The 26471-nt window shown below is 70.0% G+C and carries 24 protein-coding genes and 1 riboswitch; of the genes, 10 read left to right on the plus strand and 14 right to left on the minus strand.

The window, feature by feature from the left end; genetic code table 11:
- The first annotated feature begins 89 nt into the window (after positions 1–89).
- Entirely contained in the window at positions 90–1094 is a 1005-nt protein-coding gene (locus OG370_RS28200) for a tetratricopeptide repeat protein (RefSeq protein ID WP_328469062.1), read from the plus strand.
- A 121-nt stretch (positions 1095–1215) separates the two neighbouring features.
- Positions 1216–1839 carry a peptide deformylase gene (gene def / locus OG370_RS28205; RefSeq protein ID WP_328469064.1) on the plus strand — a complete coding sequence of 208 codons (624 nt, stop codon included), beginning with the start codon at positions 1216–1218 and terminating at the stop codon, positions 1837–1839.
- Positions 1840–1874: 35 nt separating this feature from the next.
- Here def and OG370_RS28210 read toward each other — a convergent pair whose 3' ends face one another.
- The 8 genes from OG370_RS28210 to OG370_RS28245 all read right to left on the minus strand — a co-directional run bounded on the left by OG370_RS28210 (position 1875) and on the right by OG370_RS28245 (position 11322).
- The gene (locus OG370_RS28210; protein ID WP_328469066.1) at positions 1875–2693 is read right to left on the minus strand and encodes a hypothetical protein; all 819 of its coding nucleotides are present in this window, start codon (positions 2691–2693) and stop codon (positions 1875–1877) included.
- 170 nt (positions 2694–2863) lie between these two features.
- Positions 2864–3514, minus strand: a complete 651-nt coding sequence (locus OG370_RS28215) for a hypothetical protein (protein WP_328469068.1) — start codon at positions 3512–3514, stop codon at positions 2864–2866.
- A 177-nt stretch (positions 3515–3691) separates the two neighbouring features.
- Positions 3692–4003: a hypothetical protein gene (locus tag OG370_RS28220; RefSeq protein ID WP_328469070.1), complete on the minus strand. Its 312-nt coding sequence runs from the start codon at positions 4001–4003 to the stop codon at positions 3692–3694.
- Positions 4004–4026: 23 nt separating this feature from the next.
- Complete coding sequence (locus OG370_RS28225; RefSeq protein ID WP_328469072.1) at positions 4027–4734, minus strand: hypothetical protein; 708 nt, start codon at positions 4732–4734, stop codon at positions 4027–4029.
- A 14-nt stretch (positions 4735–4748) separates the two neighbouring features.
- A complete protein-coding gene (locus tag OG370_RS28230; RefSeq protein WP_328469074.1) occupies positions 4749–6302 on the minus strand; it encodes a hypothetical protein in 1554 nt (517 codons plus the stop codon).
- A 752-nt stretch (positions 6303–7054) separates the two neighbouring features.
- Positions 7055–8131 carry a ribonucleotide-diphosphate reductase subunit beta gene (locus OG370_RS28235; RefSeq protein ID WP_443060761.1) on the minus strand — a complete coding sequence of 359 codons (1077 nt, stop codon included), beginning with the start codon at positions 8129–8131 and terminating at the stop codon, positions 7055–7057.
- Positions 8131–10602 (minus strand): ribonucleoside-diphosphate reductase subunit alpha, encoded by a 2472-nt coding sequence (locus OG370_RS28240; protein ID WP_443060902.1) that lies wholly within the window; start codon positions 10600–10602, stop codon positions 8131–8133. The genes OG370_RS28235 and OG370_RS28240 overlap by 1 nt, the downstream gene beginning before the upstream one ends.
- A gap of 333 nt (positions 10603–10935) precedes the next feature.
- Positions 10936–10998, minus strand: a riboswitch (cobalamin riboswitch).
- Between the two features lie 186 nt (positions 10999–11184).
- A complete protein-coding gene (locus OG370_RS28245; protein ID WP_328469078.1) occupies positions 11185–11322 on the minus strand; it encodes a hypothetical protein in 138 nt (45 codons plus the stop codon).
- A gap of 89 nt (positions 11323–11411) precedes the next feature.
- On the opposite strand from OG370_RS28245, the gene OG370_RS28250 reads away from it, so the two are divergent.
- Positions 11412–12377 (plus strand): helix-turn-helix domain-containing protein, encoded by a 966-nt coding sequence (locus OG370_RS28250; RefSeq protein ID WP_328474478.1) that lies wholly within the window; start codon positions 11412–11414, stop codon positions 12375–12377.
- Positions 12378–12498: 121 nt separating this feature from the next.
- Here OG370_RS28250 and mctP read toward each other — a convergent pair whose 3' ends face one another.
- The 3 genes from mctP to OG370_RS28265 form a co-directional block, all read right to left on the minus strand.
- Complete coding sequence (gene mctP / locus OG370_RS28255) at positions 12499–14139, minus strand: monocarboxylate uptake permease MctP (RefSeq protein ID WP_328469080.1); 1641 nt, start codon at positions 14137–14139, stop codon at positions 12499–12501.
- Positions 14136–14420, minus strand: a complete 285-nt coding sequence (locus OG370_RS28260; protein ID WP_443060762.1) for a DUF3311 domain-containing protein — start codon at positions 14418–14420, stop codon at positions 14136–14138. Before OG370_RS28260 ends, mctP begins: the two co-directional genes overlap by 4 nt.
- A gap of 169 nt (positions 14421–14589) precedes the next feature.
- On the minus strand, positions 14590–15360 hold the full coding sequence (locus OG370_RS28265) for a GntR family transcriptional regulator (protein ID WP_103884760.1): 771 nt from the start codon (positions 15358–15360) through the stop codon (positions 14590–14592).
- A gap of 316 nt (positions 15361–15676) precedes the next feature.
- Here OG370_RS28265 and OG370_RS28270 point away from each other — a divergent pair, with 316 nt between their 5' ends.
- The 4 genes from OG370_RS28270 (at position 15677) to OG370_RS28285 (ending at position 20447) form a co-directional block, all read left to right on the plus strand.
- Positions 15677–16972 carry an extracellular solute-binding protein gene (locus tag OG370_RS28270; protein WP_328469086.1) on the plus strand — a complete coding sequence of 432 codons (1296 nt, stop codon included), beginning with the start codon at positions 15677–15679 and terminating at the stop codon, positions 16970–16972.
- Positions 16973–17068: 96 nt separating this feature from the next.
- Positions 17069–18088 carry a carbohydrate ABC transporter permease gene (locus OG370_RS28275; protein WP_328469088.1) on the plus strand — a complete coding sequence of 340 codons (1020 nt, stop codon included), beginning with the start codon at positions 17069–17071 and terminating at the stop codon, positions 18086–18088.
- Positions 18085–18912: a carbohydrate ABC transporter permease gene (locus OG370_RS28280; RefSeq protein ID WP_328469090.1), complete on the plus strand. Its 828-nt coding sequence runs from the start codon at positions 18085–18087 to the stop codon at positions 18910–18912. Before OG370_RS28275 ends, OG370_RS28280 begins: the two co-directional genes overlap by 4 nt.
- Entirely contained in the window at positions 18909–20447 is a 1539-nt protein-coding gene (locus tag OG370_RS28285) for a glycoside hydrolase family 3 protein (RefSeq protein ID WP_328469092.1), read from the plus strand. The genes OG370_RS28280 and OG370_RS28285 overlap by 4 nt, the downstream gene beginning before the upstream one ends.
- Before the next feature lie 127 nt (positions 20448–20574).
- On the opposite strand, the gene nagB is transcribed toward OG370_RS28285, so the two are convergent.
- The gene (nagB, locus tag OG370_RS28290; RefSeq protein ID WP_328469094.1) at positions 20575–21360 is read right to left on the minus strand and encodes a glucosamine-6-phosphate deaminase; all 786 of its coding nucleotides are present in this window, start codon (positions 21358–21360) and stop codon (positions 20575–20577) included.
- A gap of 135 nt (positions 21361–21495) precedes the next feature.
- On the opposite strand from nagB, the gene OG370_RS28295 reads away from it, so the two are divergent.
- Entirely contained in the window at positions 21496–22572 is a 1077-nt protein-coding gene (locus tag OG370_RS28295) for an SIS domain-containing protein (RefSeq protein WP_328469096.1), read from the plus strand.
- Positions 22573–22639: 67 nt separating this feature from the next.
- On the opposite strand, the gene OG370_RS28300 is transcribed toward OG370_RS28295, so the two are convergent.
- Positions 22640–23467: an SDR family oxidoreductase gene (locus OG370_RS28300; RefSeq protein ID WP_328469098.1), complete on the minus strand. Its 828-nt coding sequence runs from the start codon at positions 23465–23467 to the stop codon at positions 22640–22642.
- A gap of 89 nt (positions 23468–23556) precedes the next feature.
- Here OG370_RS28300 and OG370_RS28305 point away from each other — a divergent pair, with 89 nt between their 5' ends.
- Positions 23557–24150, plus strand: coding sequence for a TetR/AcrR family transcriptional regulator (locus tag OG370_RS28305; RefSeq protein WP_328469100.1), 594 nt, complete (start codon positions 23557–23559; stop codon positions 24148–24150).
- Between the two features lie 345 nt (positions 24151–24495).
- The gene (locus OG370_RS28310; RefSeq protein ID WP_328474482.1) at positions 24496–25947 is read left to right on the plus strand and encodes a sensor histidine kinase; all 1452 of its coding nucleotides are present in this window, start codon (positions 24496–24498) and stop codon (positions 25945–25947) included.
- A 160-nt stretch (positions 25948–26107) separates the two neighbouring features.
- On the opposite strand, the gene OG370_RS28315 is transcribed toward OG370_RS28310, so the two are convergent.
- On the minus strand, positions 26108–26365 hold the full coding sequence (locus OG370_RS28315; RefSeq protein ID WP_037913060.1) for a WhiB family transcriptional regulator: 258 nt from the start codon (positions 26363–26365) through the stop codon (positions 26108–26110).
- Positions 26366–26471 lie beyond the last annotated feature (106 nt).

Below are 26471 nucleotides of genomic sequence, written 5' to 3' on the forward strand. Positions count from 1 at the left end.
CAACGGCCAGAATGTGCAAGGTTGGTGTCGTACAGGGTGGTACGGGCCGCATCGGGCCGACCGGCTGAGCGGGCAGGCGGGATACGACGTTGAAGATCTTCGGAAGAGTGCGGCACCGGCCGTCGCCCACGTGGCGCCAGGCCACCGACCGGGCGTTCACGCTGATCGACGACGGTCGCTACGAGGACGCCGGCGCGCTGCTCACCCGTGCCGCCGATCTGGAGCCCTGGCTCTCCGAGTCCTGGTACAACCTCGCGCTGCTGCACAAGTTCCGGCACGACTGGGCGCAGGCCCGGATCGCCGGGCTGCGCGCGGTCGCGCTGTTGGACCGCCCGGTCGGCGCCCCCGACTGGTGGAACCTGGGCATCGCCGCCACCGCGCTCCAGGACTGGCCGCTGGCCCGCCGAGCCTGGCAGGCGTACGGGCTGCGGATGCCGGCCGGGACCGCCGAGCGCACCGGTGAGGAGTCCGTGCGGCTGCCGCTCGGCAGCGCCGCGGTGCGGCTGTCCCCGGAGGGCGAGGCCGAGGTGGTCTGGGGCCGCCGGCTCGACCCGGCCCGGATCGAGGTGCTCTCCATCCCGCTGCCGTCCTCCGGCCGCCGGTGGGGCGAGGTGGTCCTCCACGACGGCGTGCCGCACGGCGAGCGCGCCACCGAGCGCGGCTCCGGCTCCTCGGTCTACCCGGTCTTCGACGAGATCGAGCTGTGGGCGCCCTCACCCGTGCCGACCTGGCTGGTGCTGCTCGAAGCCGGCACCCAGGCGGACCGCGACGCCCTGGAGCGGCTGGCCGCCGAGGCCGGATACGCCGCCGAGGACTGGTCGTCCTCGGTCCGGCTGCTGTGCCGCACCTGTTCCGAGAGCCGGATGCCCACGGACGACGGCTCCTCCGCGACGCGTGATCCGCACGACCACGGCGAGCCCGGGCATCCCGGTCACCTCAGCCACCTCAGCCCCGCCGGGGAGGAGCCGGGCTGGACGCCCGAGCGGGAGTGCGGCATCGCCGCGCCGGCCGGCCTGGTCCGCGGGCTGCTCGAAGGGTGGGTGGCCGACAGCCCCGACACCCGGGACTGGCGGGACCTCGAAGAGGTGTGCTGACGCTCGAAGCGGTGTGCGCCGAAGCGGTGTGCCGAGCATCACGACGGCGGCATCGCGCCCTTGCGCGGTCCCGTACCCTGGGAAGGATCACTTACAGGTTCCGGGAAGGCGTACGGCGGAGATGTCCCAGCAGCACACCGAGCAGCAACTCGACTTCGTCGACGACGTGACCGACGCGGCGGACCGCGAGTCGGCCCACCGCGAGCGCGGCACCGTTCGTCCGATCACGGTGGTCGGCAACCCGGTGCTGCACCGCGAGTGCAAGGACGTCACCGCCTTCGACGACAGCCTGCTCGCCCTCGTGGACGACATGTTCGCCTCGCAGCGCGCCGCCGAGGGGGTCGGTCTCGCCGCCAACCAGATCGGCGTCGACCTCAAGGTCTTCGTCTACGACTGCGCCGATGACGACGACGTCCGCCACGTCGGTGCGCTCTGCAACCCCGTCCTGGTCGAACTCCCCGCGGACCGGCGCCGCCTCGACGACTCCAACGAGGGCTGCCTTTCCGTCCCCGGTGCCTACATGGAACTCGCCCGCCCCGACTACGCCGTCGTCCGCGGCCAGGACCTCCAGGGCAACCCGGTCGTCCTCCAGGGCACCGGCTACTTCGCGCGCTGCCTCCAGCACGAGACCGACCACCTCTACGGCCGCCTCTACATCGACCGCCTCTCCAAGCGCGACCGCAAGGACGTCATGCGCCAGATGGCCGAGGCCACCCCGAAGTTCGAGACGGTCCCCAACGACTGACCCGCCCCCCGTGTCCCTCCCGCGTCCTCCTCGCGTCAGCGATTGACGGTCTGGTCTTCGCGCACGGTGACCTGGAACTGCTTGCTGGACTGGCCGTTGGGCAGCCCCGGGGCGCTCGGCGGGCCGTCGGGGTCGGCGGACGGGGTCCACGTGACCTCCCACACGACGCTCGCCTTCAACGGGTAACCGCCGTTCGGCGACGCCTTGTCGTAGGTGACGTTGCACCCCGCGTCCTTGGTGTTCACGCTGTACTTCCCGCCCGACGCCTTCAGGTCGTACGTGCAGCTCTGCGGGTCCGCGTACTGCGTCCCCGCGTCCACCGTCAGCCGCACGGGCACGGCCGTGGTGGTCGCCGCCACATGAATACCGAAGGCCGGATTGTCCAGACTCGCGGTCACCCACACCTTCGGCAGCGCCTTGTCGAACGCGATCTCCGTATCCAGGTTCACGAGTTGGTTCTGGGCGATGGGTCGTAACGTGATATCCGGCTTCGGCAGAATCGTCCGGTTGAACGCGAGCCCCGCAAGCGTTTTGGGGTCGACGGTCGGAATGTCCGGCGTGGACGGCTGGTCGGGGGCGATCCACTTCCACGGGTCGAGGTTCACGCATGCGTCGGCTTTGGTCGCGTCAGGGATGATCAACTGATACCAGGTGCCCTTGTCGCCCTTGTGGAAGTCGTCCGCGCCGTAGGTGTCGCCCATCGTCCCCCACGCCGATTCCGCGGACCGGTAGTTGCTGTTGATGTAGTCCGAGAATTGAGTGGGAGTGAACTCGGGCTCGTACCAGCATGGTGGGGGCGACCAGTTGGACGTGGCCGGCGCGGTCATCTGCACCCCGGGGCCTTTGTAGCTCACGTCATATTTCACCTGGGAATGGATTGTTCCGGGTGCTTTTGGCGTACTGGGGGGTGGCGGTGCGGACGCACCGCCTGGAAGGTCTCCCACATCGGCGCTGCTGGGCACCGCCGACAGCAGCGTTCCGCAACTTGTGATCAGCACGGCCGCAAATGCACGTTGAGCAGTCCTCAAGGCTGGCATCGGGCGGCCCCCCGCTGAGAGACGTAAGTTGCTGTCTGCCACGTCCCATCCTTCGCCTTGCGCATCAGGGAGGTATGGAAGATGTAGCTGTTGGCGGATGGCGTGGTGGTGACGACCTTTCCGGTCCTGGTGTCCTTGTCGTAGAGATTGCGCTGGTCTTCGCAGAACGTCACTCCTGCGGTCTTGCTGCCGATGGTGACTTTGCGATCGTAGTAGTGGACCGTGCCCGTGATCGTGTGGTGGTTCTTTTTCATCGTGTCAATCGACTCGCTCCACGTCTCAACGGCGTCCTCGATGAAATAGTGCGTGAAGAGCGGAAAGTTCTTGTCCGGCTTGGTAACGGCGACGTAGGTGGCCTCCAACCCGTACGCCTGGTCGCGGAGGATCGCGTCCTTCGTCTTGTCGCCAGTCGTGTCCGGGTCGATCGTGATCTTGACGTCGCTTGGAAGGTCGAACGTCGGCGCGCTGGGGTCCGCCGCCGGCGTCGTCGGTGGGGCCGTTGTCTGCGACGCAGTCGTATCACTGGGGGTCGGGCTCGACGCGATCTTCTTGTCGTGGCCGCCGCCGCACGCCGTGAGGAGGAGGGCTGCTGCCGTGAGGGTGCCCGCGGCCGCGCTGAACTTGGTTCGGGGTGCCATTGTGTTGCCAGTCTCCCGTGGTCAGTGTGCGCAGACGTGACGGGAGTGACGGGCGTGGCCGCGCCGAGGAGTTGGTGTGTGCAGAGCCCCCCCGGGCCGGCCCCCCTTCACGGTGGCCACATTCTGCAACGTTCGGTGCCCTACGTTAGCTGTCGTCACGTAGTGCGTCCACGACGGTCAGGCCGGCAGGGCGAGTTGACGCCGTTCCGCGTCGGCCTCGGCCTGGGTGACCTCCTTGGGGTGGCCGTCGCGTTCCTTCTTGACGTATGCGGCGAAGGCCCGCGTCTTCGTGCTGGTGCCACGGGCGTTGCCGGAGAGGTCGGTGGCCCAGGTGACGGCGGCGGCACCGACCCACACGTCGCCCTTGCCGCCGGCCATCTGCTGGTCGGCCGCGTGCAGGGCGTTCGCCACGGAGTCGAGGTCGCGTTCCACGACCGTGTAGAGGGTGTTGAGGGCCTGCCACATGGGGCTGGGGACCTTGTCGCTCATGGAGTTCGTCCGTCCGCTCTCGGTCACTTCTTCTTCATCGGGAGGGGTTTCAAGGTGCCCAGCGTGGGCGGGAGATCGCTGCCCTGGCAGCCCAGCGCGGCGGCGACCTTCACCGCGGGGGAGTACAGCAGGCGGACGCCGGCCTCACGCTTTTCGGCGCTGCCGACGGCGCTGAGGCCGCTGGTGTTTGCGTATGCCTCGACGTACCGGGTCCGGCTTTCACCGGCCAATGCTCCGGGGAGAGAGCAGGTGAAATCCAGATAGGTTCCGTTGTCGAACGATAGGGCGCCGTAGGCGATGCCAAATGCGGTGAAGTCGTCTCCGCTCTTCAAGTCCTTGTCGCTCGGCTTGCGCGACGACCACTGGAACTGGATTTCCAGTCCCGACGTCATCAGTCCGCCGACCACGCCGAGGAAGCATAGGTCGTGTTCGTTCATGTTGTCGGTGTCGTCCAGATCCGCGCGGAGTTCGTTCGCCACTTGCTGTGCGGTGTGCTGCTCGGCGGCGAGCGCGGGGTACAGCTGGTTCTTGCCGGTGATTTCTCGCAACGCCGCGGCGCCTTGTGTGTCGAAGGAGCGGTCACACGCACTCTGGATGCTGATCGGAGACCCGTAGGAGTTGGTCGGCGCGGGCTTTTTGGAGCTGCATCCGGACAGCAGGGAAACGCCGAGCGCACCGAGGGCTGCCGCAGCAAGGACACTGTGGCGGCGGGATGTGCGGGTACCGATCATCGTCGGCTCCTGTCTCATGTTCCGGTCACGGGCAGGTTGCCGCCCTGCTCCTGGTCGAGGCTGCCCGTGTTGTAGCCGACTTGCTGTGCCTGGGTCAGCGCGTCGTTCAACGCTTTCACCTGAGCGCGGCTCCATCCCTGTGGGCTGTTGTCGACGAGGTTCTTGGCGGGAACCCAGGACCCCTGTCCGCCGGCGTTGTAGACGCCGGCCGCCGTGCCCTGCCGCATATCGGCCAGGTTGCGGTGCTGGGAGTCCGAGTAGTCGCCGATGTTCTTGCTGATCTGGTCGTCGATCTGGTCGTGGACGTCGTCGGTGACGAGCGGGACGATCGTGGCGCCGATGCCGGACTCGGGTTCGGGGGCGAAGGCGAAGACGCCGCCGGTGATGAGGCCCGCGACCATCTGTTGTCGCTCGGAGCGCTTGTCGACGCTCTCGTTGAAGTCGGCGTCCCGCTTGTCGCCCTTGGCCTTGTACTCGTCGATCCAGCCGCGGTCCATGATGCCCTGGAGTTGGGCGCCAATGCGGATCGCGTTCTGGCTGTCGGTGCTCTTCACCTCGTCGTTCTTGGCGATGGTGGGAGGGTGGGTGTTCAGCACCGAGGTGGTGTACGCCTGCTGAGCGTTGGTCACCGAGGAGTAGGCGTCGTCGTCGTGGGCGAGAGTCCCCAGGAACGTCTCCAGGTGGGCTCCGTCGAAGTGCGCCCGGTCCTTCGGCGGCCTGCCGCTGCTCGTTCCGCTGTAGACCGAAAGGTCGTTGTCGTCGTCCAGTCCCCAGTCCACGTCGTCGATGTACGCCGCCGTGATGCGGCCGAGGCTCGGGCCGATGCCGGACTGGCGGGCGAGGAGGTCGGCGCCGCTGTCACGCGTCTTGACCTTGTCCGTGCCGGTCGCCTGCTGGCCGTAGCGGTTGACGACTTCGGTCATCACCTTGGCGGTGCCCTTGGTGCGGTGGAGTTGGGGTGGGTTGGCGTCATAGGGGGAGCCCATGGTCGCCGACTCCAGTGCGTGGCCGAGGGACTTGTAACCGGCGATGGTCTTCGCGGAGTGGCTGGTGGTGGAGTCACCGGGCCAGTTGCGGGTCTCGGTGAGGTAGTCGAAGTTCTTGCTGTTCTCGAAGAAGGTGGTGGAGGCCGCGGGGTTGTGGCCGAGCGCTTCCATGAAACCCGTCATGGGGTCCGTGCCGCCGTCGTTGGCGGCGCCGTAGTGCATCCGGTCGTAGATCATGTCCGGCTGGTCCCAGGGAAGGACGTCCTTCTCGAGGACCTGCTTTTGCAGGCCGCCGGTGACATCGCTGGTGTTCGCCTTCTCGAAGGCGATCAAGGACGTCCCGTAGCTGTCGAGGAACGTCGTGTCGTAGGTGCCGTTGCGCATCAGGTCGCTCATCACCTGGAAGCCGTAGACGTGCTGGTCCGGTCCGTCACCGACGTCCGTGCCGCCGAGGGAGATCACGGTCTTCTTCCACTGCCGCATGGCCGGGTCGTCGTTGCGGGTCGCGGTGGCCAGGGTGGTGCCCATCGACTTCTCCAGGCCGCCCAGGAGTTTTTCCCGCTCCTTCTGGTCGGCTGACAAGCCGACGTTGCTGCGCGGGTTGGTCGCGAACTGCCGCGGGTCGGTGACGGCCGCGTAGAACCTCAGGGTGCCGGACGGGCCGAGTCCGGTGGCGAACTGCTCGGAGAAAATCGGGGTTGTTCTCGTGCAGTGCCAGGAGGTCGTCGAGCTGCTCCAACTGTGCGTTGCTGAGCTTGCTCGGATCGGATGTGGCGAGTTTGGCGAGCTTGACGGCCTGCGTGGAGTCTCGGCGCACCTGAGCGGGGGAGGAGGTGTCCACCATGCCGTCGTCGATTTCGACCATGTGCTTCGAGTCGGGATACGGCTGCTCCGTCTGCTGGGCCAGGAAGAGCCGCTGCCGCAGCATGGGGAGTTGGTCCTGCGCCCACGACAGGTGCCTGGTCACCGCGGCGAGGGTGGAGGTGTCCAGTCCGAGGTAGGTGGCCCGGCTCATCCAGTCGCGCACCACGGGTTGGGCGCTCGTGGTGCCGTCGTGGCCGGTGTGGCTGTTGATCGTGGTGATGAACGTGTGCAGTTGCTTCGGATCGATTCCGCTGAACGTGCTGCCGTCGTCTGCGCGCCGTGACATGGCGAGCCCCCCCGGGTTGCCATTGTTCGGTCTCGTACGCAGGAGGTTAGAACACGGGTACGGAGAGTGTCCAAGGTGGCTGATGGGAGGCGATGGGACGGGCGATGGGAGGAGAAAGGACGACGGCCCCGCCCAGGACGACGGCCCCGCCCAGGAGGGCGGGGCCGTCACGGCAGGTGCTAGGTCAGAAGTCCTCGTCCAGGGAGACGGTGCCCTCGACGGCGACCTGGTAGGCGGAGGGGCGGCGTTCGAAGAAGTTGGTGAGTTCCTGGACGCCCTGGAGCTCCATGAAGGAGAAGGGGTTCTCCGAGCCGTAGACCGGGGGGAAGCCGAGGCGGGACAGGCGCTGGTCGGCGACGCACTGGAGGTACTCGCGCATGGAGGCGGTGTTCATGCCGGGCAGGCCGTCACCGCACAGGTCGTGCGCGAAGAGGAGTTCCGCCTCGACCGCCTCACGCATCATGTCGGTGACCTGGTCGCGCAGTTGGGCGTCGAAGAGTTCGGGCTCCTCCTTGCGTACGGTGTCGACGACGTCGAACGCGAAGGACATGTGCATGGTCTCGTCACGGAACACCCAGTTGGTGCCGGTGGCCAGGCCGTGCAGGAGGCCGCGGGAGCGGAACCAGTAGACGTAGGCGAAGGCGCCGTAGAAGAACAGGCCCTCGATGCAGGCCGCGAAGCAGATCAGGTTGAGCAGGAAACGGCGGCGGTCGTCGCGGTTGGCGAGGCGGTCGACGGTCTCCACGGAGTCCATCCAGCGGAAGCAGAACTGCGCCTTCTCACGGATGGAGGGGATGTTCTCGACGGCGGCGAACGCGGCGGCGCGGTCGTCGGGGTCGGGCAGGTAGGTGTCCAGCAGGGTCAGATAGAACTGGACGTGGACGGCTTCCTCGAAGAGCTGGCGGGACAGGTACAGCCGCGCCTCGGGGGAGTTGATGTGGCGGTAGAGGGTGAGCACGAGGTTGTTGGAGACGATGGAGTCTCCGGTGGCGAAGAACGCCACGAGCCGTCCGATCAGGTGCTGTTCGGCCGGGGAGAGCTTGGCGAGGTCGGTGACGTCGGAGTGGAGGTCGACCTCCTCGACGGTCCAGGTGTTCTTGATGGCGTCGCGGTAGCGCTCGTAGAAGTCGGGGTAGCGCATCGGACGCAGGGTCAGTTCGAAGCCCGGGTCGAGCAGGTTCTTCACGACGGGGGAGGCCCCGTCCACGGTTCCGCTCGTGGCCCCGCTCGTGGTCCCGTTCGCGGTGGTGTCGGTGGTCATTACTGGCATGCCTCGCAGGACTCGGGGTTCTCAAGGGAGCAGGCGATCGCGTCGGCGTCGGCGATCACCGGTACGGCGGCGGGCGCGGGTACGGACGCGGGTGCGGCGGAAGAAGCGGAAGCCGCGGAAGGGGCCGTGGAAGCCGCGGAAGCCGCGGAAGAAGCCGCGCGGGCGATCCGGGTGGCCGGCCGCGACCGCAGGTAGTACGTGGTCTTCAGCCCCCGCTTCCACGCGTACGCGTACATCGAGCTGAGCTTCCCGATCGTCGGCGTCTCCAGGAACAGGTTCAGCGACTGGCTCTGGTCGAGGTACGGCGTACGGTCCGCGGCCAGGTCGATCAGCGCGCGCTGCGGCAGCTCCCAGGCGGTGCGGTACAGCTCCCGCACCTCCGCCGGAATCCAGTCGAAGCCCTGGACCGAGCCGTTGGCCTCCCGCAGCGCCTCCCGGGTCCGCGGGTCCCACAGGCCCAGCCGCTTGAGGTCGGCCACCAGGTAGGAGTTGACCTGCAGGAACTCGCCGGAGAGCGTCTCGCGCTTGAAGAGGTTGGACACCTGCGGCTCGATGCACTCGTAGACGCCGGCGATGGAGGCGATCGTCGCGGTGGGGGCGATCGCGAGCAGCAGCGAGTTGCGCAGGCCAGTGGTGGCGATACGGGCGCGCAGCGCGGTCCAGCGCTCCGGCCAGTGCGGGGCGGTGCCGAAGTGGTCGGGGTGCAGCACGCCGTCGGAGGTACGGGTCTGGTCCCACGCGGGCAGCGGGCCGTTGCGCTCGGCGAGGTCGCAGGACGCCTCGTAGGCGGCGAGCATGATCCGCTCGGAGATCTTCGTGGACAGCGCGCGGGCCGCCTCGGAGCCGAAGGGCAGCCGGAGCCGGAAGAAGACGTCCTGCAGCCCCATGATGCCCAGACCCACCGGCCGCCAGCGGGAGTTGGAGCGCCCGGCCTGCTCGGTCGGGTAGTAGTTGATGTCGACCACCCGGTCCAGGAAGGTGACCGCGGTGTGCACGGTACGGTCCAGCCGCTCCCAGTCGATCGCGTCGTCGATGCCGTCCGCGCCGCCCGCCGTACCGTCCCGCGGTGCGATCACGAACGCGCCCAGGTTCACCGAACCCAGGTTGCACACGGCCGTCTCGGAGTCGTCCGAGACCTCCAGGATCTCCGTGCACAGGTTCGAGGAGTGCACGGTCCGCCCGGGGCGGGCGGTCTGGTTCGCGGTGCGGTTGGCGGCGTCCTTGAACGTCATCCAGCCGTTGCCGGTCTGCGCGAGGGTGCGCATCATCCGCCCGTACAGCTCGCGGGCCGGGAGGGTGCGGCGGGCCAGGCCGGCGGCCTCGGCGCGGCGGTAGGCGGCGTCGAAGTCGGCGCCCCACAGGTCGACCAGTTCGGGGACGTCGACGGGGGAGAAGAGCGACCAGTCCGCGTCGGCGTCGACCCGGCGCATGAACTCGTCCGGGACCCAGTGCGCGAGGTTGAGGTTGTGGGTGCGGCGGGCGTCCTCGCCGGTGTTGTCCCGCAGTTCGAGGAACTCCTCGATGTCGGCGTGCCAGGTCTCCAGGTAGACCGCGGCGGCTCCCTTGCGGCGGCCGCCCTGGTTCACCGCGGCCACCGAGGCGTCGAGGGTCTTCAGGAACGGCACGATGCCGTTGGAGTGCCCGTTGGTGCCGCGGATCAGCGAACCGCGGGCGCGCACCCGGGAGTAGGGGATGCCGATGCCGCCGGCGTGCTTCGACAGGCGGGCCACCTCGTGGTAGCGGCCGTAGATCGAGTCCAGCTGGTCGAGCGGGGAGTCCAGCAGGTAGCAGGAGGACATCTGCGGGTGGCGGGTGCCGGAGTTGAAGAGGGTGGGGGAGCTGGGCAGGTAGTCCAGCGCGCTCATCAGCCGGTACAGGTCGGCGACTTCCTCCAGCGCGCGGCCGCCGCCCACCTCGGGCGCGCCGCCTGCCGTGGCCGGGCCACCGACCTCGGCCGGGCCGCCGGGCGCGATGACGCCGTCGTCCTCGGCGAGGCCCGCGGCGACCCGCAGCATGAAGTGCTGCGGGGTCTCGATCACCTGGCGGGTGATCGGGTGCCGCAGCAGGTAGCGGCTGTGCAGGGTGCGCAGGCCGAAGTAGCCGAAGCGGTCGTCGGCGCGGTCGGCGAGCGCCTGGTCGATCAGCGCGTCCAGCCGGGCCGCGTGGGCGGCGACGAAGGCGGCGGTGCGGTCGCCGACCAGGCCCTCGCGGTGGCCGACCGCGATGGAGGTGGTGAAGGAGACCGCGCCCTGGCCGGCCGCCTCCTCGGTGATCGCCGCGCTCAGCAGGCGGGCGGCGAGCCGGGAGTACACCGGGTCGTCGGAGATCAGACCGGCGGCGGCGTCGATGGCGAGGGTGCGCAGTTCGGCGCGGTCGGCGCCGGTGCTGCGGCCGCGCAGGGCGGCGGCGGTGACCCGGCCCGGGTCGGCGTCGGGCAGGTCGGCGGTCAATTCGACCAGCATGCGAAGGAGTTCGGCGCCGGCGCCGTCCGCGGGCTCCGGCACCCGCGGCCGGCCGGGGGGAGCGGTGGCGGGGGCCGCCGAGGAGGTGGCGGCGGTGGGCACGGGGGCGGTGGGCGCGGTGGTCACGGTGGTGCTCTCCCTCATACGCGGCGGCGGCCGCGCGGAGAGCGACGAGAGGCATGGCGGGGCCGTTTTCTGGCACGCCGCCGTGCGCCCGTCGACCCAGTCCACGAGGCCCGGACGGTTCCCTCCCCTTGAGCCCGGCGGCTCGGGAGGCACCCCCGCGCACAAGGCACGCGGGAGTGTGTCGGCCGGCAGGCGATCGGGCTGTACGGGGCGCTGGGCGCGCGACCGTTCACCGTTGCGGGGCAGCGCCGGATTTTCACCGGCTTCCCCTGCGGCAACGGGGTTGAGCATACATGTAGTGGCGCCCACCGCAGGCACCCCCACATGTTGTGTCGCGCTGTCAATCTCATGGTGGCCTGAGCGCGTTGTCGGGCCGCATGCGGCCGCGGCCCCGCCGTCTGGCGGGGCCGCGGAAGGGCCTGGGCGGGCCCCGGTCGGGCGGGCGCGGGAGAGGTCTCAGAGTTCGGCGCGCTTGCGGTCCGCCTCCCGCAGTTCGCGAGTGATCTTCGCCTCGTGGCGCAGACCGAGGACGGGGACGAAGGTGAGGGCCAGCAGAAGGCCGAGGAGAGCGGCGATGTCCAGGAGTACGGTCATGGGTCAATCGTGCTCGCGCCGCTTACGGTCGAACAGTGGCAGCACTGCCGTACTACCGCAACATGCTGCCACGTGGCAGGCTGGACGACATGTTGCGCAACGTGGCGACCGTGGTCATGGACGGGGTTCACCCCTTTGAACTCGGCGTGGTCTGCGAGGTCTTCGGGCTGGACCGCAGCGAAGAGGGGTTGCCGGTCTACGACTTCTCGGTGGTCTCGGCGGAGGGGCCGCGGGTGGGGACGCACGCCGGGTTCGAACTGGTGGTGGCGGAGGGCCTGGACCGGCTGGACGAGGCCGACCTGATCGCGGTGCCGGCCGGCGACTCGTACAACAGCCGCACTTTCCCGCAGCCGATGCTCGACGCGTTGAACCGCGCGGTCGAGCGCGGCGCGACCGTGCTGAGCGTGTGCTCGGGGGTGTTCGTGCTCGGCGCGGCCGGGCTGCTCGACGGGAGGCGGTGCGCGGCGCACTGGCGGCACGCGGAACGGCTCGCGCGGCGCCACCCGAAGGCCGAGGTCGAGGCCGACATGCTCTACGTCGACGACGCCGGCGTGGTCACCTCGGCCGGCACGGCGGCGGGCATCGACGCGTGCCTGCACCTCGTCCGCAAGGAGCAGGGCAGCGCGGTCGCGAACGGTATCGCCCGGCGCATGGTGGTCCCCCCGCACCGCGAGGGCGGCCAGGCGCAGTACGTGGACCGGCCGCTGCCCCGGGCGCAGAGCGACACCGTCACCGGGGTGCTCTCCTGGATGGAGCGGCACCTCGACCGCGAGGTGACCGTCGAGGAACTGGCGCTGCGCGCCCACATGTCACCGCGGACCTTCGCGAGGCGCTTCCAGCAGGAGACCGGGACCACGCCGTACCGCTGGTTGCTGGGGCAACGTGTCCTGCTCGCGCGGGAGTTGCTGGAGGGGACCGACGCGACGGTCGACTCCGTCGCGGTCCGGGCGGGGTTCGGCAACGCGGCCACCATGCGGCACCACTTTGTCCGGTGGACCGGGACGACGCCGCAGGCGTATCGCCGTACCTTCCGCACGCCGAGCCCCTTGGCGTGAGTCGCCGGACCGTCCGCCGGTGGTGGGCTGGTCGCTGGGGGTGCCCCCTCCGGGGGAGTTCCCCGCGCCCCTGTGTCTGTGCGGCTCCTTCCGCGGAAGGAGCCGCACAGGGGGACCGTGACTATGCGGACGGGGCGGGCTCGGGGGTCAGGGGCACCCCCGGGTCGTCGGGCTCGCCCGGTTCGGCGGTGTAGTCCGACAGGACCGTCTCATCGGTGCCCGCGGGCGCCTTCACCGCCCGCAACACCAGCGTGAGCACCACCGCGATGACCACGTTGAGCACGAACGCGGTGAGCCCGATGTACCCGATCTTGCCGATCCACGGAATCGTGTCGGAGTTCCCGCCGAAGTGCGACTGGCTCGGGCTGGACTGGTCGTACGCCTTCCAGGTGCCGTAGGCCATGCCCGCGGCCCAGCCGGCCAGCAGCGCCCAGCGGTGGAACCAGCGGGTGAACAGCCCGCCGACGATCGCGGGCACCGTCTGCAGAATCCAGATCCCGCCCAGCAGTTGGAAGTTGATCGCCACGGTCTTGTCCATCGACAGCACGAAGACGAGCGCGCCGACCTTCACCACCAGCGAGGCGAGCTTGGAGACGCGGGTCTCCTCCGTGGGCGTGGCGTTCGGGCGGATCAGGTCCTTGTAGATGTTGCGGGTGAAGAGGTTCGCGGCGGCGATGGACATGATCGCGGCGGGTACCAGCGCGCCGATCGCGATCGCGGCGAAGGCGACCCCGGCGAACCAGCTCGGGAAGACGTTCTCGAAGAGCTGGGGGATGGCGAGTTGGGCGTTGTAGCCCTTGACGTTCTTGCCGACGCCGTCGGCGACCGCCATGAAGCCGAGCATCGCCAGCAGCCCGAGCATCAGCGAGTACAGCGGCAGGATCGCGGTGTTGCGCTGGATGACGGTGCGGCTCTTGCCGGAGAGCACCGCGGTCACCGAGTGCGGGTAGAGGAACAGCGCCATCGCGGAGCCCAACGCGAGCGTGGCGTAAGCCCATTGGGCCTGCGGTGCGACGGTCAGCGAGCCGTGCGGCTTGCCGGTGGCGGGGTTCTTCACCGCGTACGCGGCGCCCGCCTTGTGGAAGATGTCGCCGAACCCGCCGAGCTTGTACGGGATGTAGATGATCGCCACCGCGATCACGATGTAGATCAGCGCGTCCTTGACGAACGCGATCAGCGCGGGTGCCCGCAGCCCGGAGGAGTAGGTGTACGCGGCGAGCACACCGAAGGCGATCAGCAGCGGCAGGTCCTTGACGAACCAGTTGGTCGAGTCGCTGCCGCCGACCCCGACCACGTCCAGCACCGCCTGGATGCCGACGAGTTGGAGCGCGATGTACGGCATGGTGGCCACGATGCCGGTGAGCGCGACGGCCACCGACAGGCTCTTGGAGCCGAACCGGCCGCGGATGAAGTCCGAGGAGGTCACGTAGCCGTGCTTGCGCGAGACCGACCACAGCCGCGGCAGGAAGAGGAAGACCAGCGGGTAGGCGATGATCGTGTAGGGCACGGCGAAGAAGCCCGACGCTCCGGCGCCGTAGATCGCGGCCGGCACGGCGATGAAGGTGTACGCGGTGTAGAGGTCGCCGCCGAGCAGGAACCAGGTCACCCAGGTGCCGAAACTGCGGCCGCCCAGCCCCCATTCGTCCAGGTGCAGCGCGTTGTCCGCGCGCCGCCAGCGCGCGGCCATGAAGCCCATCGCCGTGACGGCGACGAAGAAGAAGATGAGGATGGCGAGCGCGACCCCGTCGACGTGGTTCTTCACTTGGCCGCACCTCCCTTGCGGCTGCGCGCGTCACGCCGGACCAGCACGTAGGCGGAGTAGGTGAGCACCGCCGAGGCCGGCACCCAGGCGAGCTGGTACCAGTAGAAGAACGGGATGCCGATGAAGGTCGGGGTCAGCCGCGAATAGGAGCTGACCCAGAGCGTGCTGACGAGCGGAATGATCAGGCAGATTCCGGCGACGACCCGCGCGGGCGTGACCGCCGGTCGTGGTCCGTCCGCCGGTCGGCGCGGTGGGGGTACTTGTGTCGGCGCGGTCGGCACAGCTGGTGCTCCCGTCCCCTAGAGCGATCAATGTGGTGCGCAGGAATCTAGGGGAGGGGAGTGACAGGCGTCACTACCTGTGCGGATATCAGCCGTACGAGGGAACGCCGAAGCGGCCCGCCGGCGGGTCCGGCGGGCCTTCGTACGACAGCATTCGGATCGGTGGGGCTCAGTCCGTCGGGCGGTTGAGCCGCGCGACGAACTTGTACCGGTCGCCGCGGTAGACCGACCGCACCCACTCCACCGGTTCCCCCGTGGTGTCCACGGAGTGCCGGGAGAGCATCAGCATCGGCAGCCCGACGTCGGTGCTCAGCAGCCCGGCCTCGCGCGGGGTGGCCAGCGAGGTCTCGATGGTCTCCTCGGCCTCGGCCAGCCGCACGTCGTAGACCTCGGCGAGCGCGGTGTAGAGCGAGGTGTACTTCGCCAGGCTGCGGCGCAGCGCGGGGAAGCGCTTCGCGGACAGGTGGGTGGTCTCGATCGCCATCGGCTCGCTGTTGGCCAGCCGCAGCCGCTCGATCCGCAGCACCCGGCCGCCGGCCTTCATGTCCAGCAGCCCGGCCAGCCGGTCGTCGGCGGTGATGTAGCCGATGTCCAGCAGTTGCGAGGTGGGCTCCAGGCCCTGCGCGCGCATGTCCTCGGTGTAGGAGGTGAGTTGCAGTGCCTGGGAGACCTTCGGCTTCGCCACGAAGGTGCCCTTGCCCTGGATGCGCTCCAGCCGGCCCTCGACCACCAGCTCCTGCAGCGCCTGCCGCACGGTGGTGCGGGAGGTGTCGAACTCGGTGGCCAGGGTGCGCTCCGGGGGCACCGGGGTGCCGGGCGGCATGGTCTGGGTGATGTCCAGGAGATGGCGCTTGAGCCGGTAGTACTTCGGCACGCGGGCGGTGCGGCCGGCGGTGCCGTTCCCCGTGGGCTCCCCGCTGCTGCCCGTGTCGCTGTCCATGCCGTGTACTCCCGACTGCCGTCGTACTGCCGTCACCGGCTCCTCCGTTGATCGCGGTCACATGGTGGCACGGGCTCCCCTGCCGGAGGGAGGCGGTGGGTGGCTGATGCCCTTCAGGTGTCGGTCCGATAACAGGTCCGACGGGTGTTCTTATACACCCTTGACACCCCTAAAGGTCTAGGCCAAGCTCCGGGTACTGGTCTAAACCATTAACGACCAATCCCAGACCCACGAGCAGGACGCGGCTGCAATGCGCGTGCGGCAGCCGACATTTCGGGCGGTGGGGGGAGTTTCGGGCATCCTTGAGGAGGGTGGCATGAGGCGCAAGCTCATCGCTGCGATCGGTGTCGCGGCAGTGCTGACCGGAGTCGCGGCCTGTGGCGGCAGCAGTGACAAGTCCGATTCGGCCAAGGGGAGTTCGGCCGGGCCGGCCGATTTCAAGGGCAAGACGCTCAACGTGTGGCTGATGAGCGGCTCCAACCCGCCCGGGTGGACCAAGGACATCACCGCCGCGTTCGAGAAGCAGTACCCCGGCGCGAAGCTGAAGATCACCGTCCAGCAGTGGGACGGCATCCAGCAGAAGCTCACCACCGCGCTGTCGGAGAGCACCCCGCCGGACGTCATCGAGGTCGGCAACACCCAGACCCCGTACTACGCGGCGACCGGCGGCCTCAAGGACCTCACCAGCGTCAAGGCCGACATCGGCGGCAGCGACTGGGTGCCGGCGCTCAACGGCTCCGCGGTCTACAACGGCAAGCAGTTCGCCGCCCCGTGGTACTTCGCCAGCCGGGTCGTCGTCTACAACAAGAAGATCTGGTCCCACGCCGGCATCACCACGCCGCCGAAGACCCAGGACGAGCTCTTCTCCGACCTGGACAAGATCAAGGCCAAGGGCACCAAGGACGCCTTCTACCTGCCCGGCCAGGACTGGTACGGCTTCGACGGCTTCCTGCTGGACGCCGGCGCCGACCTGGTCAAGAAGGACGGCGACAAGTACACCGGCAACCTGGACACCCCGCAGGCCGCCGCGGCGATCAACCTGTACAAGAAGGTGAACTCCTACGGCACCGCGCCGAAGGACAAGGACGAGGCCACCCCGCAGCAGTCCGACGTGTTCGCCAAGGGCGACGTCGGCGCGTTCCTCGGCCTGGGCTGGGAGGCGGCCGGCGCCATCACCAAGAACCCGGCGCTGAAGGACCAGGTCGGCTTCTTCGCCTTCCCGGGCAAGACGGCGGACAAGACCGCCAGCGTCTTCGTCGGTGGCTCCAACCTGGCGATCTCCCAGGCGAGCAAGAACCCCGAGCTGGCCCAGAACTTCCTGAAGATGGCGATGTCCGACCAGTTCGAGGGCGAGCTGGCCAAGGAGGGCGGCGTCGTCCCGAACAAGGCGAGCCTCGACTCCAACCTGACCGGCAACGAGTTCGGCACCGTCTCCGCGGCCGCCGCGGCCAACGGCGGTACCACCCCGCTCATCCCGGCGTGGGGCAACGTCGAGAACGCGCCCAACCCGATCACCACCCTCTTCATGACCGGCGTGCTCCAGGGCCAGTCCCCGAGCGCGGCCGCCAAGAAGGCGGACACCGAGATCGACAAGCGGCTCAGCCAGCAGTAGTCACCCGGTCCGGGTCCCGGCGCCCGCCGTCCTGAGCGGCGGGCGCCCGGGCCCGGCACAGCGCCTTGCAGCGGACGGTACGAGGAAGAGGGAAGCATGGCCGCGCAGTACAAAGGGACGCAAGTACGGGGCCCCGACGAGGGAGCGGCCATACCCGGGCCCTCCGGCGCGCGCACCGCGGGACAGCCGCCGGCCGCCCCCCGCAAGGCGCGGTCCGTCGGCGGCGCGGTCGCCGGCCGCTCGGTGCCGTACCTGCTGATCCTGCCCGCGCTGGCGGCCACCGTGCTGCTGCTGGGCTACCCGCTGGTGCGGAACGTGATCATCTCGTTCCAGACCCTCAACGCCTTCCAGCTGATCCAGCACACCACCCAGTGGACCGGGTTCGGCAACTACAAGGCCCAGCTGACCAGCGCCGACTTCTGGCACACCACCGAGCGCTCGGTCTTCTTCACCCTCGCCAACGTCGTGCTGATCATGATCGCCGGCACCCTGGTGGGGCTGCTGCTGTACCGGCTCGGCAAGCGGATGCGGCTGCTGCTGTCGATCGGGATGGTGCTCGCCTGGGCGATGCCGATCGTGGCCGGCACCACCGTCTACCAGTGGCTCTTCGACACCCGCTACGGCGTGGTCAACTGGTCCCTGAACAAGCTCGGCTGGCACTCGATGCAGGGCTACAACTGGTTCGGCCACCAGTTTTCCACCTTCGCGGTCATCACCCTGATGGTGGTCTGGCAGTCGATCCCGTTCGTCGCGCTCAACCTCTACGCGGGTCTGACCACCATCTCCGGGGAGATCTTCGAGGCCGCCCGGATGGACGGCGCGGGCGCCTGGCGCTCCTTCACCTCGGTGCTCTTCCCGATGCTCAAGCCGTTCTTCCTGAGCACCGCGTTCCTTGAGGTCATCTGGGTGTTCAAGGCGTTCACCCAGGTCTACGCGCTCAACGCCGGCGGCCCCGAGGGCCTGACCGAGACGCTGCCGGTCTACGCCTACGTCGAGGGCGTCGGCAACCAGCACTACGGCACGGGCGCGGCGATCTCCGTGCTGACCATCCTCATCCTGCTGGTGCTGATGTCCTACTACTTCCGGATCATGTTGAAGCAGGAGGACGAGCTGTGAGGCGCTCCACGTTCGGACGGCTGTGGCCCAACGTCGTCGCGGTCATCCTCTTCGTCTTCTTCGTCTTCCCCGTCTACTGGATGCTGACGACGGCCTTCAAGCCGGACCTCGACATCATCTCCACCACCCCGGTCTTCGTGCCCGTCCACGGCACCATGTCGCACTTCGACAAGGCCGTGCACGCGGCGGGCTTCTGGACGCTGGTGCGCAACAGCCTCACCGTCACCCTCGGTTCGGTGCTGCTGTCGCTGGTGGTGGCGACCGCGGCGGCGTTCGCGGTGGCGCGGATGCGCTTCCGCGGCCGCAAGGCGTTCATCCTGATCGTGATGATGGCCCAGATGGCACCGTGGGAGGTCATGACGATCTCCGTCTACCTGATCGTCCGCGACCAGGACATGCTCAACAGCCTGGTGCCGCTGACCTTCTTCTACATGATGATGGTGCTGCCGTTCTCCATCTGGACGCTGCGCGGGTTCATCGCCGCGGTGCCCAAGGAACTGGAGGAGTCCGCCCTGATGGACGGCTGCACCCGGTTCCAGGCGTTCGTCCGGGTGGTACTGCCGCTGCTGGCGCCGGGGTTGATGTCCACCTCGCTGTTCGGCTTCATCACCGCGTGGAACGAGTTCCCCCTGGTGCTCATCCTCAACAAGGAGAGCGGGCAGACCCTGCCGCTGTGGATCACCCAGTTCCAGACCAACTTCGGTGACGACTGGGGCGCTACGATGGCCGCGTCCAGCCTGTTCACCATCCCCGTGGTGATCGTCTTCCTGGTCCTCCAGCGCAGAGCCGTCGCCGGCATGACCGCCGGGGCGGTGAAGGGATGAGTCCCATCGCCCACACCGACCACCTCGGCGGCGCCACCGGCCCGCACCAGGACACCGTCACCGCGGACGCGCTCGCCGTCCTCCAGCCCGGCTTCGCCGGCACCACCGCGCCCGCGTGGGTGCTGCGGCTGCTCGGCGAAGGGCTCGGCTCGGTCGGCCTGTTCGCCCGCAATGTCGAGTCACCGGAGCAGGTGGCAGCGCTCACCGCGCAGTTGCGGGAGGCGCGCCCCGACGTACTGGTCGCCGCCGACGAGGAGGGCGGCGACGTCACCCGGCTGGAGGCGCGCGGCGGTTCGTCGTTCCCCGGCAACCTCGCGCTCGGCGCGGTCGACGACCTGAAGCTGACCCGCGCGGTCGCCGCCGAACTCGGCCGCCGGCTGGCCGCCTGCGGCGTGAACTTCAACTGGGCGCCGTCCGCCGACGTCAACTCCGACCCGGGCAACCCGGTGATCGGGGTGCGCTCCTTCGGCGCCGACCCCGAACTGGTGGCCCGCAACACCGCGGCCTACGTGGAGGGCCTGCAGTCCGCGGGCGTCGCCGCCTCGGTCAAGCACTTCCCCGGCCACGGCGACACCGCGGTGGACTCGCACCACGCGATGCCGCGGATCGACGTGGACCTCGACACCCTGCGGGCCCGCGAACTGGTGCCCTTCCGGGCGGCGATCGCGGCCGGCGCCAAGGTCGTGATGAGCGCGCACATCCTGGTGCCCGCGCTCGACCCGGACCTGCCCGGCACGCTCAGCCCGGCCGTCCTGGGCGGCCTGCTGCGCGCCCCCCGCGAGGAGGGCGGCCTCGGCTACGACGGGCTGGTGGTCACCGACGGCATCGAGATGCAGGCGATAGCGGCCACGTACGGGATCGAGCGCGGCACCGTGATGGCGCTGGCCGCGGGGTGCGACGCGATCTGCGTGGGCGGCGGGCTGTGCGACGAGCAGACCGCGCTGGACCTGCGCGACGCGATCGTGGCGGCGGTACGGGACGGCTCGCTGCCGGCCGAGCGGCTGGCCGACGCGGCGCGCCGGGTGAGGGAATTGGCCGCCTGGGCGGTCGCACAGCGGTCGGGTGCGGCGGAGGGGAGCGCACCCGACTCCGACATCGGCCTGGAGGCGGCCCGCCGGGCGCTGCGGATCACCCGCGCCGAGGGCTTCACCCCGCTGGACAACCCGCCCTACGTGGCGGCGTTCACCCCGATGGCGAACATCGCGGTAGGCGACGTGACCCCGTGGGGAGTCGCCGCGGAACTGGAGCGGCTGCTGCCCGGTACCCGCACCGGCACCTACCGCACCGACGACGTCACCGAACTGCTCGCCGCGGCCGGCGACCGCAGGGTGGTGGCCGTGGTCCGCGACGCGCACCGGCACGCGTGGATGGCGCGGGCGCTGGACGGGCTGCTGGCCGCCCGCCCGGACACGATCGTGGTGGAGATGGGCGTGCCCCAGGCCCCGCCGGTCGGCTCGCTGCACATCGCCACGCACGGCGCCGCCCGGGTCTGCGGCGAGGCCGCGGCGGAGGCGATCGTCGGCCGCGAGGCGTAGCGCGGGCAGGCGGCGGCCGGGAAGGCGCCGGATACGGCAGACGCCGCGGGCTCCGGGAAGGAGCCCGCGGCGTCTGGTCGTCACGGACGGCCCGTGGCGGCCGGGCCGGGTGCGGGGGCGCCGCCGGCTACAGCCCCTGCCAGTCCGGCTTCGCGGCGAAGGTGGCGCGGAAGTACGGCGCCAGCTTCAGCTTGGACGCGGCGGCCTCGTCGACCACCACCGTCGCGTGCGGGTGCAACTGCAGCGCGGAGGCGGGCACCACGGCGGCGACCGGGCCCTCCACGGTCTGCGCGACGGCCTCGGCCTTGCCCTCGCCGGTGGCCAGCAGCACCAGGTGCCGCGCCTCCAGGATGGTGCCGATGCCCTGGGTGATCACATGCTGCGGCACCTGCGCGATGTCGCCGTCGAAGAAGCGGGCGTTGTCCACCCGGGTCTGCTCGGTGAGGGTCTTGATCCGGGTGCGGGAGGCGAGCGAGGAGCAGGGCTCGTTGAACCCTATGTGCCCGTCGGTGCCGATGCCGAGCAGCTGGAGGTCGACCCCGCCGGCCGCCGCGAGCGCCGCGTCGTACGCCGCGCAGGCCGCCCGTACGTCGGTGGCGGCGCCGTCGGGACCCATGAACGACTTCGGCGACAGGCCGAGCGGGTCCACCACCTCCCGCAGCACCACCGAGCGGTACGACTCCGGGTGGCCGGCCGGCAGGCCCACGTACTCGTCGAGCTGGCAGACCCGGGCCCTGGCGGCGTCCACGGCGCCGGAGCGCACCTTGGCGGCGAGTGCCTGGTAGACCGGCAGCGGGGTGGAACCGGTCGCCACGCCGAGCAGTGCGTCGGGCTTGCGGCGCAGCAGGGCGGCCATGGCCTCCGCGATGATTTCGCCGCCTGCGGCGGCGTCCGGCACGATGACAACTTCCACGCTGGGCCTGCCGTTCTCAAGAAGGATACATGTGGTATAGACCAATCTATCAGATTGGGCCACTCCGGTGGTGCGGCGGGGGGCGTCCTGTGTTCGACTGGTGGAGGTCGGACGGGTGGGATGGAGGCGGTGGGGATGTCGGCTTCTGCGTCGTCCCCGGCCCCGCGCGCGGGTGAGCCGGGCTGGATCATGTTCGGCGAGATCGCCGAGCAGCCGGAGGTGCTGCGCCGGGTCCTGGCCGAGGCCGCGCCCCAGGTGCGCCGGACCGCCCAGCGGATCGCGGCCCGGCGGCCCCGGTTCGTGCTGCTCAGCGCCCGCGGCACCTCCGACCACGCGGCGCTGTACGCGAAGTACCTGTTCGAGGTGGAACTGGGCCTGCCCTGCGGGTTGACCTCGATGTCCACCGTCACCGCGTACGGGGCCACCCCGCACCTGGAGGACGTGCTGCTGGTCAGCGTCAGCCAGTCCGGCGGCTCGCCCGACCTGGTCGCCACCACGCGGGCCGCCCGCCGGGCCGGCGCGATCACCCTCGCGGTCACCAACAACCCGGACTCGCCGCTGGCGGAGGTCGCGGAGTTCCACCTCGACATACTGGCCGGGCCGGAGAAGGCGCTGCCCGCGACGAAGACGTACACCGCGGAACTCCTGGTGCTCTACCTGTTCGTCATGGGCCTGCGCGACGACGACGGGGCGGCCGCCGCCGTGCTGCCCGACCTCGTGCAGGAGGTGCTGGACCGCTCCGCCGAGGTGCGCGCGCTGGCCGGGCGGTACCGCTTCGCCGAGCGGATGGTGATCACCTCGCGCGGATACGGCTACCCGACCGCGAAGGAGGCCGCGCTGAAGCTGATGGAGACCAGCTACATCCCCGCGCTCGCCTACTCCGGCGCCGACCTGCTGCACGGCCCGCTGGCGATGGTCGACAACATCTCCCCGGTCATCGCGATCGTCACCGAGGGCCGGGGCGGCGAGGCGCTGCAGCCCGTGCTGGACCGGCTGCGCGGGCGGGGCGCGGACCTCGTGGTGATCGGCCCCCGGGTCCAGGTCAAGGCGGCCACGGGCGGCTTCGGGCTGCCCACCGGGAGGCTGCCGGAAGCGCTCCAACCCGTGCTGGAGATCATCCCGTTGCAGCGGCTCGCCTACGAGGTGGCGGTCGCGCGTGGCCAGGACCCGGACGCGCCACGGGCGTTGGCGAAGGTGACCGAGACCCGGTAGCGGGGCGGTCCCCGGTGGACGTGCGCCTGGTGGTGGACGCGCGCCGGGTGCAGGCGCGTTCCGCCGGTCAGAGCAGGGAGCCGCCGGTCGCGTCGAGCCAGTGCCCGGTGATCCAGCGGGCGGCGTCGGAGGCGAGGAACGCGACGGCGTCGGCGACGTCCTCGGGGGCGCCGACCCGCTTGAAGACGGAGTAGGCGGCGGCCTGTTCCCAGGCGGCGTCGGAGGTACGGATGACCGGTGCGGTGTTGTCGGTGTCGATGATCCCGGGCGCGATCGCGTTGACGGTGATGCCGCGCGGCCCGAGTTCCTTGGACAGGTCCCGGGTGAAGACGTCGAGCGCGGCCTTGGACATGGTGTAGGCCATCAGTTCGGGCATCACCGCGTTGTGGGTCAGGCCGGTGGAGACGTTGACGATGCGGCCGCCGTCGCGCAGCCGGGACAGCGCGCCGCGGGTGAGGAAGAAGGGGGCGCGGGTGTTGACCGCGAAGACCCGGTCGAACTCGGCCCGGTCGATGTCGGCGAAGGGGCTCGCCACGCCGATGCCGGCGTTGTTGACGAGGATGTCCAGCCCGTCCGCGGCCCGGTCGAAGGCCGCCCACAGCGCTTCCGGGGCGTCGGGGTCGGCCAGGTCCGCGCCGAGCGGGAAGGCGGCGCCGCCGGCCGCCTGGATCGCGGCGACCGTGGCGTCGGCGGCGGCTTTGTTCGTGCCGTAGTGCACGCCCACCCTGGCGCCGTCGCGGGCCAGCCGCAGGGCTATGCCGCGGCCGATGCCGCGGCTGCCGCCGGTGACCAGGGCGGTTCTGCCGGTGAGCGGTCCGGGGCCCGCCGCCGTGGCCGTGCCGGAGCGCACGGCCGTATCCGCGCCCGTGCCCGCCGCCGTACCCGTGTTCGTCATGGCCCGCACCCGATTTCTCTATCGATCGCTACAGAATGACTGCGACGGGACCGTACCACATTGTCTAGCGGTCGCTATAGAATGTCGGCATGGTTTCCACCCGGCCCCGCGGCCGCCCCCGCGCCTTCGACCGAGAGGCCGCCCTCGACCAGGCGGTGCGCGCCTTCTGGGAGCACGGCTACGAGGCCACGTCCGTCGCGGACCTGACCCGGGTGATGGGGATCGGCGCGCCCAGCCTCTACGCCGCGTTCGGCGACAAGCGGGCCCTGTTCGCGGAGGTCGTGGACGTCTATGCCGCCCGTTACGGGGCCTTCGGCGAACGCGCGCTCGCGGAGGAGCCGACCGCCGCTGCCGCCGTGGCCCGCCTGCTGCGGGAGGCGGCGATCGAGTACGCGGACGAGGCCCACCCGCGCGGCTGCCTCATGATCAGCGGGGCCGCGAACTGCACGACCCCGGAGGTGCGCGACGCGCTCCGTGCCCGCCGCGAGGCCAATGTCGAGGCGATCCGGGTCCGGATCGCCGCCTCCGTCGACGCCGGCGAGCTTCCCCCGGACACCGACGCCAACGCCCTCGCACGCTACGTCGGCGCCGTCATCCAGGGCATGTCCCAGCAGTCCCGTGACGGCGCCACCCGTGAAGAGCTGTCCGCGATAGCCGAGTTGGCCCTGCGCGCCTGGCCGTAGAACACTTCGGGCCGCGGTGCCGGGAGAGGACCCTCAACCTCTCCAGCACCGCAGCCCGGAGCTGCCGTCGGCACCGTGGTCGGACGGGTGTGCGGTGCCCTTCCGACCCGATAGGGCCGACCAGTGAGGCGTCAGGCGTAGTCAGGGCAGAGAACGCCTTGGCCTCGATCCGTCCTCCTGTGCGGGGAGGGCGGAGGTCTGCTTATCAGTATTGTGGACTAGACCAGTCGGCCTTGTCCATGGGTGTGCCACCGATTCCGTCCGTGAATTCCCGGTCGGACGCGCCGTGAAACGCGCCGAACCTCACAGCTTTCGCAGGGAGGTACGCTCACAGGCGTGCCCTCCATGAACGACCTCGTCCGCGAGCACACCGGCCTCGACTCATCCGATCTCGAATGGCTGCATCTGCTCGTCTCGGAGTGGCAGTTGCTCTCCGACCTGTCCTTCGCCGACCTGGTGCTGTGGGTTCCCACCCGGGACGGCACCCGGTACGTCTCGGTCGCCCAGATGCGCCCCAACACCGGCCCCACCTCCTACCAGGACGACATGGTCGGCCACCTGGTGCCCCGCGGCCGGCGCCCGCTGCTGGACGCGGCGCTGGACGAGGGGCGGATCGTCCGCGAGGGCGACCCGGAGTGGCGGGAGGAGGTGCCGGTGCGGGTGGAGTCGATCCCGGTCCGGCGCGACGGCCGGGTGCTGGGGGTGATCGCCCGCAACACCAACCTGCTGACCGTGCGCACCCCGAGCCGGCTGGAGCTGACCTATCTGCAGAGCGCCTCCGACCTGGCGCAGATGATCGCCGCGGGGTCCTTCCCGTTCCCGGCCGAGCAGGTGGACATGGACGCCTCGCCGCGGGCCGGCGACGGGCTGATCCGGCTGGACGCCGACGGCCTCGTGCAGTACGCCAGCCCGAACGCGCTGTCCGCCTACCACCGGCTCGGCCTGGCCGCCGACCTGGTCGGCCACCACTTGGGCCGGGCCACCGCCGAACTCGCCCCGGACCGCGGCCCGGTGGAGGAGGCGCTGGTGAAGCTCGCCAGCGGCTGGGCGCCCCGGGAGTTCGAGGTCGAGGCGGGCGACGGGGTGATCCAGTTGCGCTCGATCCCGCTCAAACCCAAGGGCGTGCACACCGGTTCGCTGGTGCTGCTGCGCGACGTCACCGAACTGCGCCGCCGCGAGCGGGAGCTGATCACCAAGGACGCCACCATCCGGGAGATCCACCACCGGGTGAAGAACAACCTCCAGACGGTCGCCGCGCTCCTGCGGCTGCAGGCCCGCCGGATGGACTCCGAGCGGGCCCGTGAGGCGCTGGACGAGGCGGTGCGGCGGGTCGGGTCGATCGCGATCGTGCACGAGACGCTGTCGCAGAACCTGGACGAGAAGGTGGAGTTCGACGAGATTGCCGACCGGGTGCTGGCGATGGTGGCGGAGATCTCACCCGGACGGGTCACCACCCGGCGCGGCGGCAAGTTCGGCATCCTCACCGCGGAGACCGCCACCCCGCTGTCCATGGTGCTGACCGAACTCGTCCAGAACGCCCTCGAACACGGCTTCGGGCCGGGGGAGTCGGGCACCGTGGAGGTCACCGCGACCCGCGGCCGCGACCGCATCACCGTCACCGTCCAGGACGACGGGCGCGGCCTGCCACCGGAGTTCGACGCCCAGCGGGCGGGCAACCTCGGCCTCCAGATCGTCCGCACCCTGGTGGTGGGCGAGTTGGGCGGCACCTTCGACATGCTCCCGGCCCCGGCCGGCTCCGGCACCCGAGTGACCCTCGAACTGCCGTTGGACGCCTGACGGTTGAGAGCGCCGCCGGCCCGCCGCACGGCCGGCGGGACAGCACGCGGAAGCCCCGTACCCATCCGGTACGGGGCTTCTCGCGATACTGCGTGCTGCGCGTATTGGCAGGTGCTGCGCGCTGCGGCTCGGGGCTAAGGCTTCTGGGTCGTCCGGTCTCTCAGGCGCTGGCGTTACGGGCCCGGTTGCGGGCGGCGCGGCGCTTCATCGCACGACGCTCATCCTCGCTGAGGCCACCCCAGACACCGGCGTCCTGACCGCTCTCCAGCGCCCACTGAAGGCACTGGTCCATGACAGGGCAGCGGCGGCAGACGGCCTTGGCTTCCTCGATCTGCAGCAGCGCAGGACCGGTGTTGCCGATGGGGAAGAAGAGCTCGGGGTCTTCCTCGCGGCAAACGGCGCGGTGACGCCAGTCCATGGCTGCTCCAACTCCTTGTGTGACAAACAGGTTGCTTGTGAATGTGAACGCTTTCACGAATCCCCCCACAGGGAACGGGACGCCACCCAGCCTTCGCTGGCTGGTG

The sequence above is a fragment of the Streptomyces sp. NBC_00448 genome, assembly GCF_036014115.1.
Lineage (GTDB): Bacteria > Actinomycetota > Actinomycetes > Streptomycetales > Streptomycetaceae > Actinacidiphila.

Bases quoted from the DNA above. Each gene is read 5' to 3' on its own strand.
- OG370_RS28265 (WP_103884760.1), bottom strand. From the start codon at position 15,360: ATGGACAGCGACACGGGCAGCAGCGGGGAGCCCACGGGGAACGGCACC.
- OG370_RS28240 (WP_443060902.1), bottom strand. From the start codon at position 10,602: ATGCTGGTCGAATTGACCGCCGACCTGCCCGACGCCGACCCGGGCCGG.
- OG370_RS28225 (WP_328469072.1), bottom strand. From the start codon at position 4,734: ATGATCGGTACCCGCACATCCCGCCGCCACAGTGTCCTTGCTGCGGCA.
- OG370_RS28275 (WP_328469088.1), top strand. From the start codon at position 17,069: ATGGCCGCGCAGTACAAAGGGACGCAAGTACGGGGCCCCGACGAGGGA.
- OG370_RS28220 (WP_328469070.1), bottom strand. From the start codon at position 4,003: ATGAGCGACAAGGTCCCCAGCCCCATGTGGCAGGCCCTCAACACCCTC.
- OG370_RS28285 (WP_328469092.1), top strand. From the start codon at position 18,909: ATGAGTCCCATCGCCCACACCGACCACCTCGGCGGCGCCACCGGCCCG.
- OG370_RS28215 (WP_328469068.1), bottom strand. From the start codon at position 3,514: ATGGCACCCCGAACCAAGTTCAGCGCGGCCGCGGGCACCCTCACGGCA.
- OG370_RS28250 (WP_328474478.1), top strand. From the start codon at position 11,412: ATGTTGCGCAACGTGGCGACCGTGGTCATGGACGGGGTTCACCCCTTT.
- OG370_RS28235 (WP_443060761.1), bottom strand. From the start codon at position 8,131: ATGACCACCGACACCACCGCGAACGGGACCACGAGCGGGGCCACGAGC.
- OG370_RS28315 (WP_037913060.1), bottom strand. From the start codon at position 26,365: ATGGACTGGCGTCACCGCGCCGTTTGCCGCGAGGAAGACCCCGAGCTC.
- OG370_RS28270 (WP_328469086.1), top strand. From the start codon at position 15,677: ATGAGGCGCAAGCTCATCGCTGCGATCGGTGTCGCGGCAGTGCTGACC.
- def (WP_328469064.1), top strand. From the start codon at position 1,216: ATGTCCCAGCAGCACACCGAGCAGCAACTCGACTTCGTCGACGACGTG.
- OG370_RS28300 (WP_328469098.1), bottom strand. From the start codon at position 23,467: ATGACGAACACGGGTACGGCGGCGGGCACGGGCGCGGATACGGCCGTG.
- OG370_RS28310 (WP_328474482.1), top strand. From the start codon at position 24,496: ATGAACGACCTCGTCCGCGAGCACACCGGCCTCGACTCATCCGATCTC.
- OG370_RS28295 (WP_328469096.1), top strand. From the start codon at position 21,496: ATGTCGGCTTCTGCGTCGTCCCCGGCCCCGCGCGCGGGTGAGCCGGGC.
- OG370_RS28305 (WP_328469100.1), top strand. From the start codon at position 23,557: ATGGTTTCCACCCGGCCCCGCGGCCGCCCCCGCGCCTTCGACCGAGAG.
- OG370_RS28245 (WP_328469078.1), bottom strand. From the start codon at position 11,322: ATGACCGTACTCCTGGACATCGCCGCTCTCCTCGGCCTTCTGCTGGCC.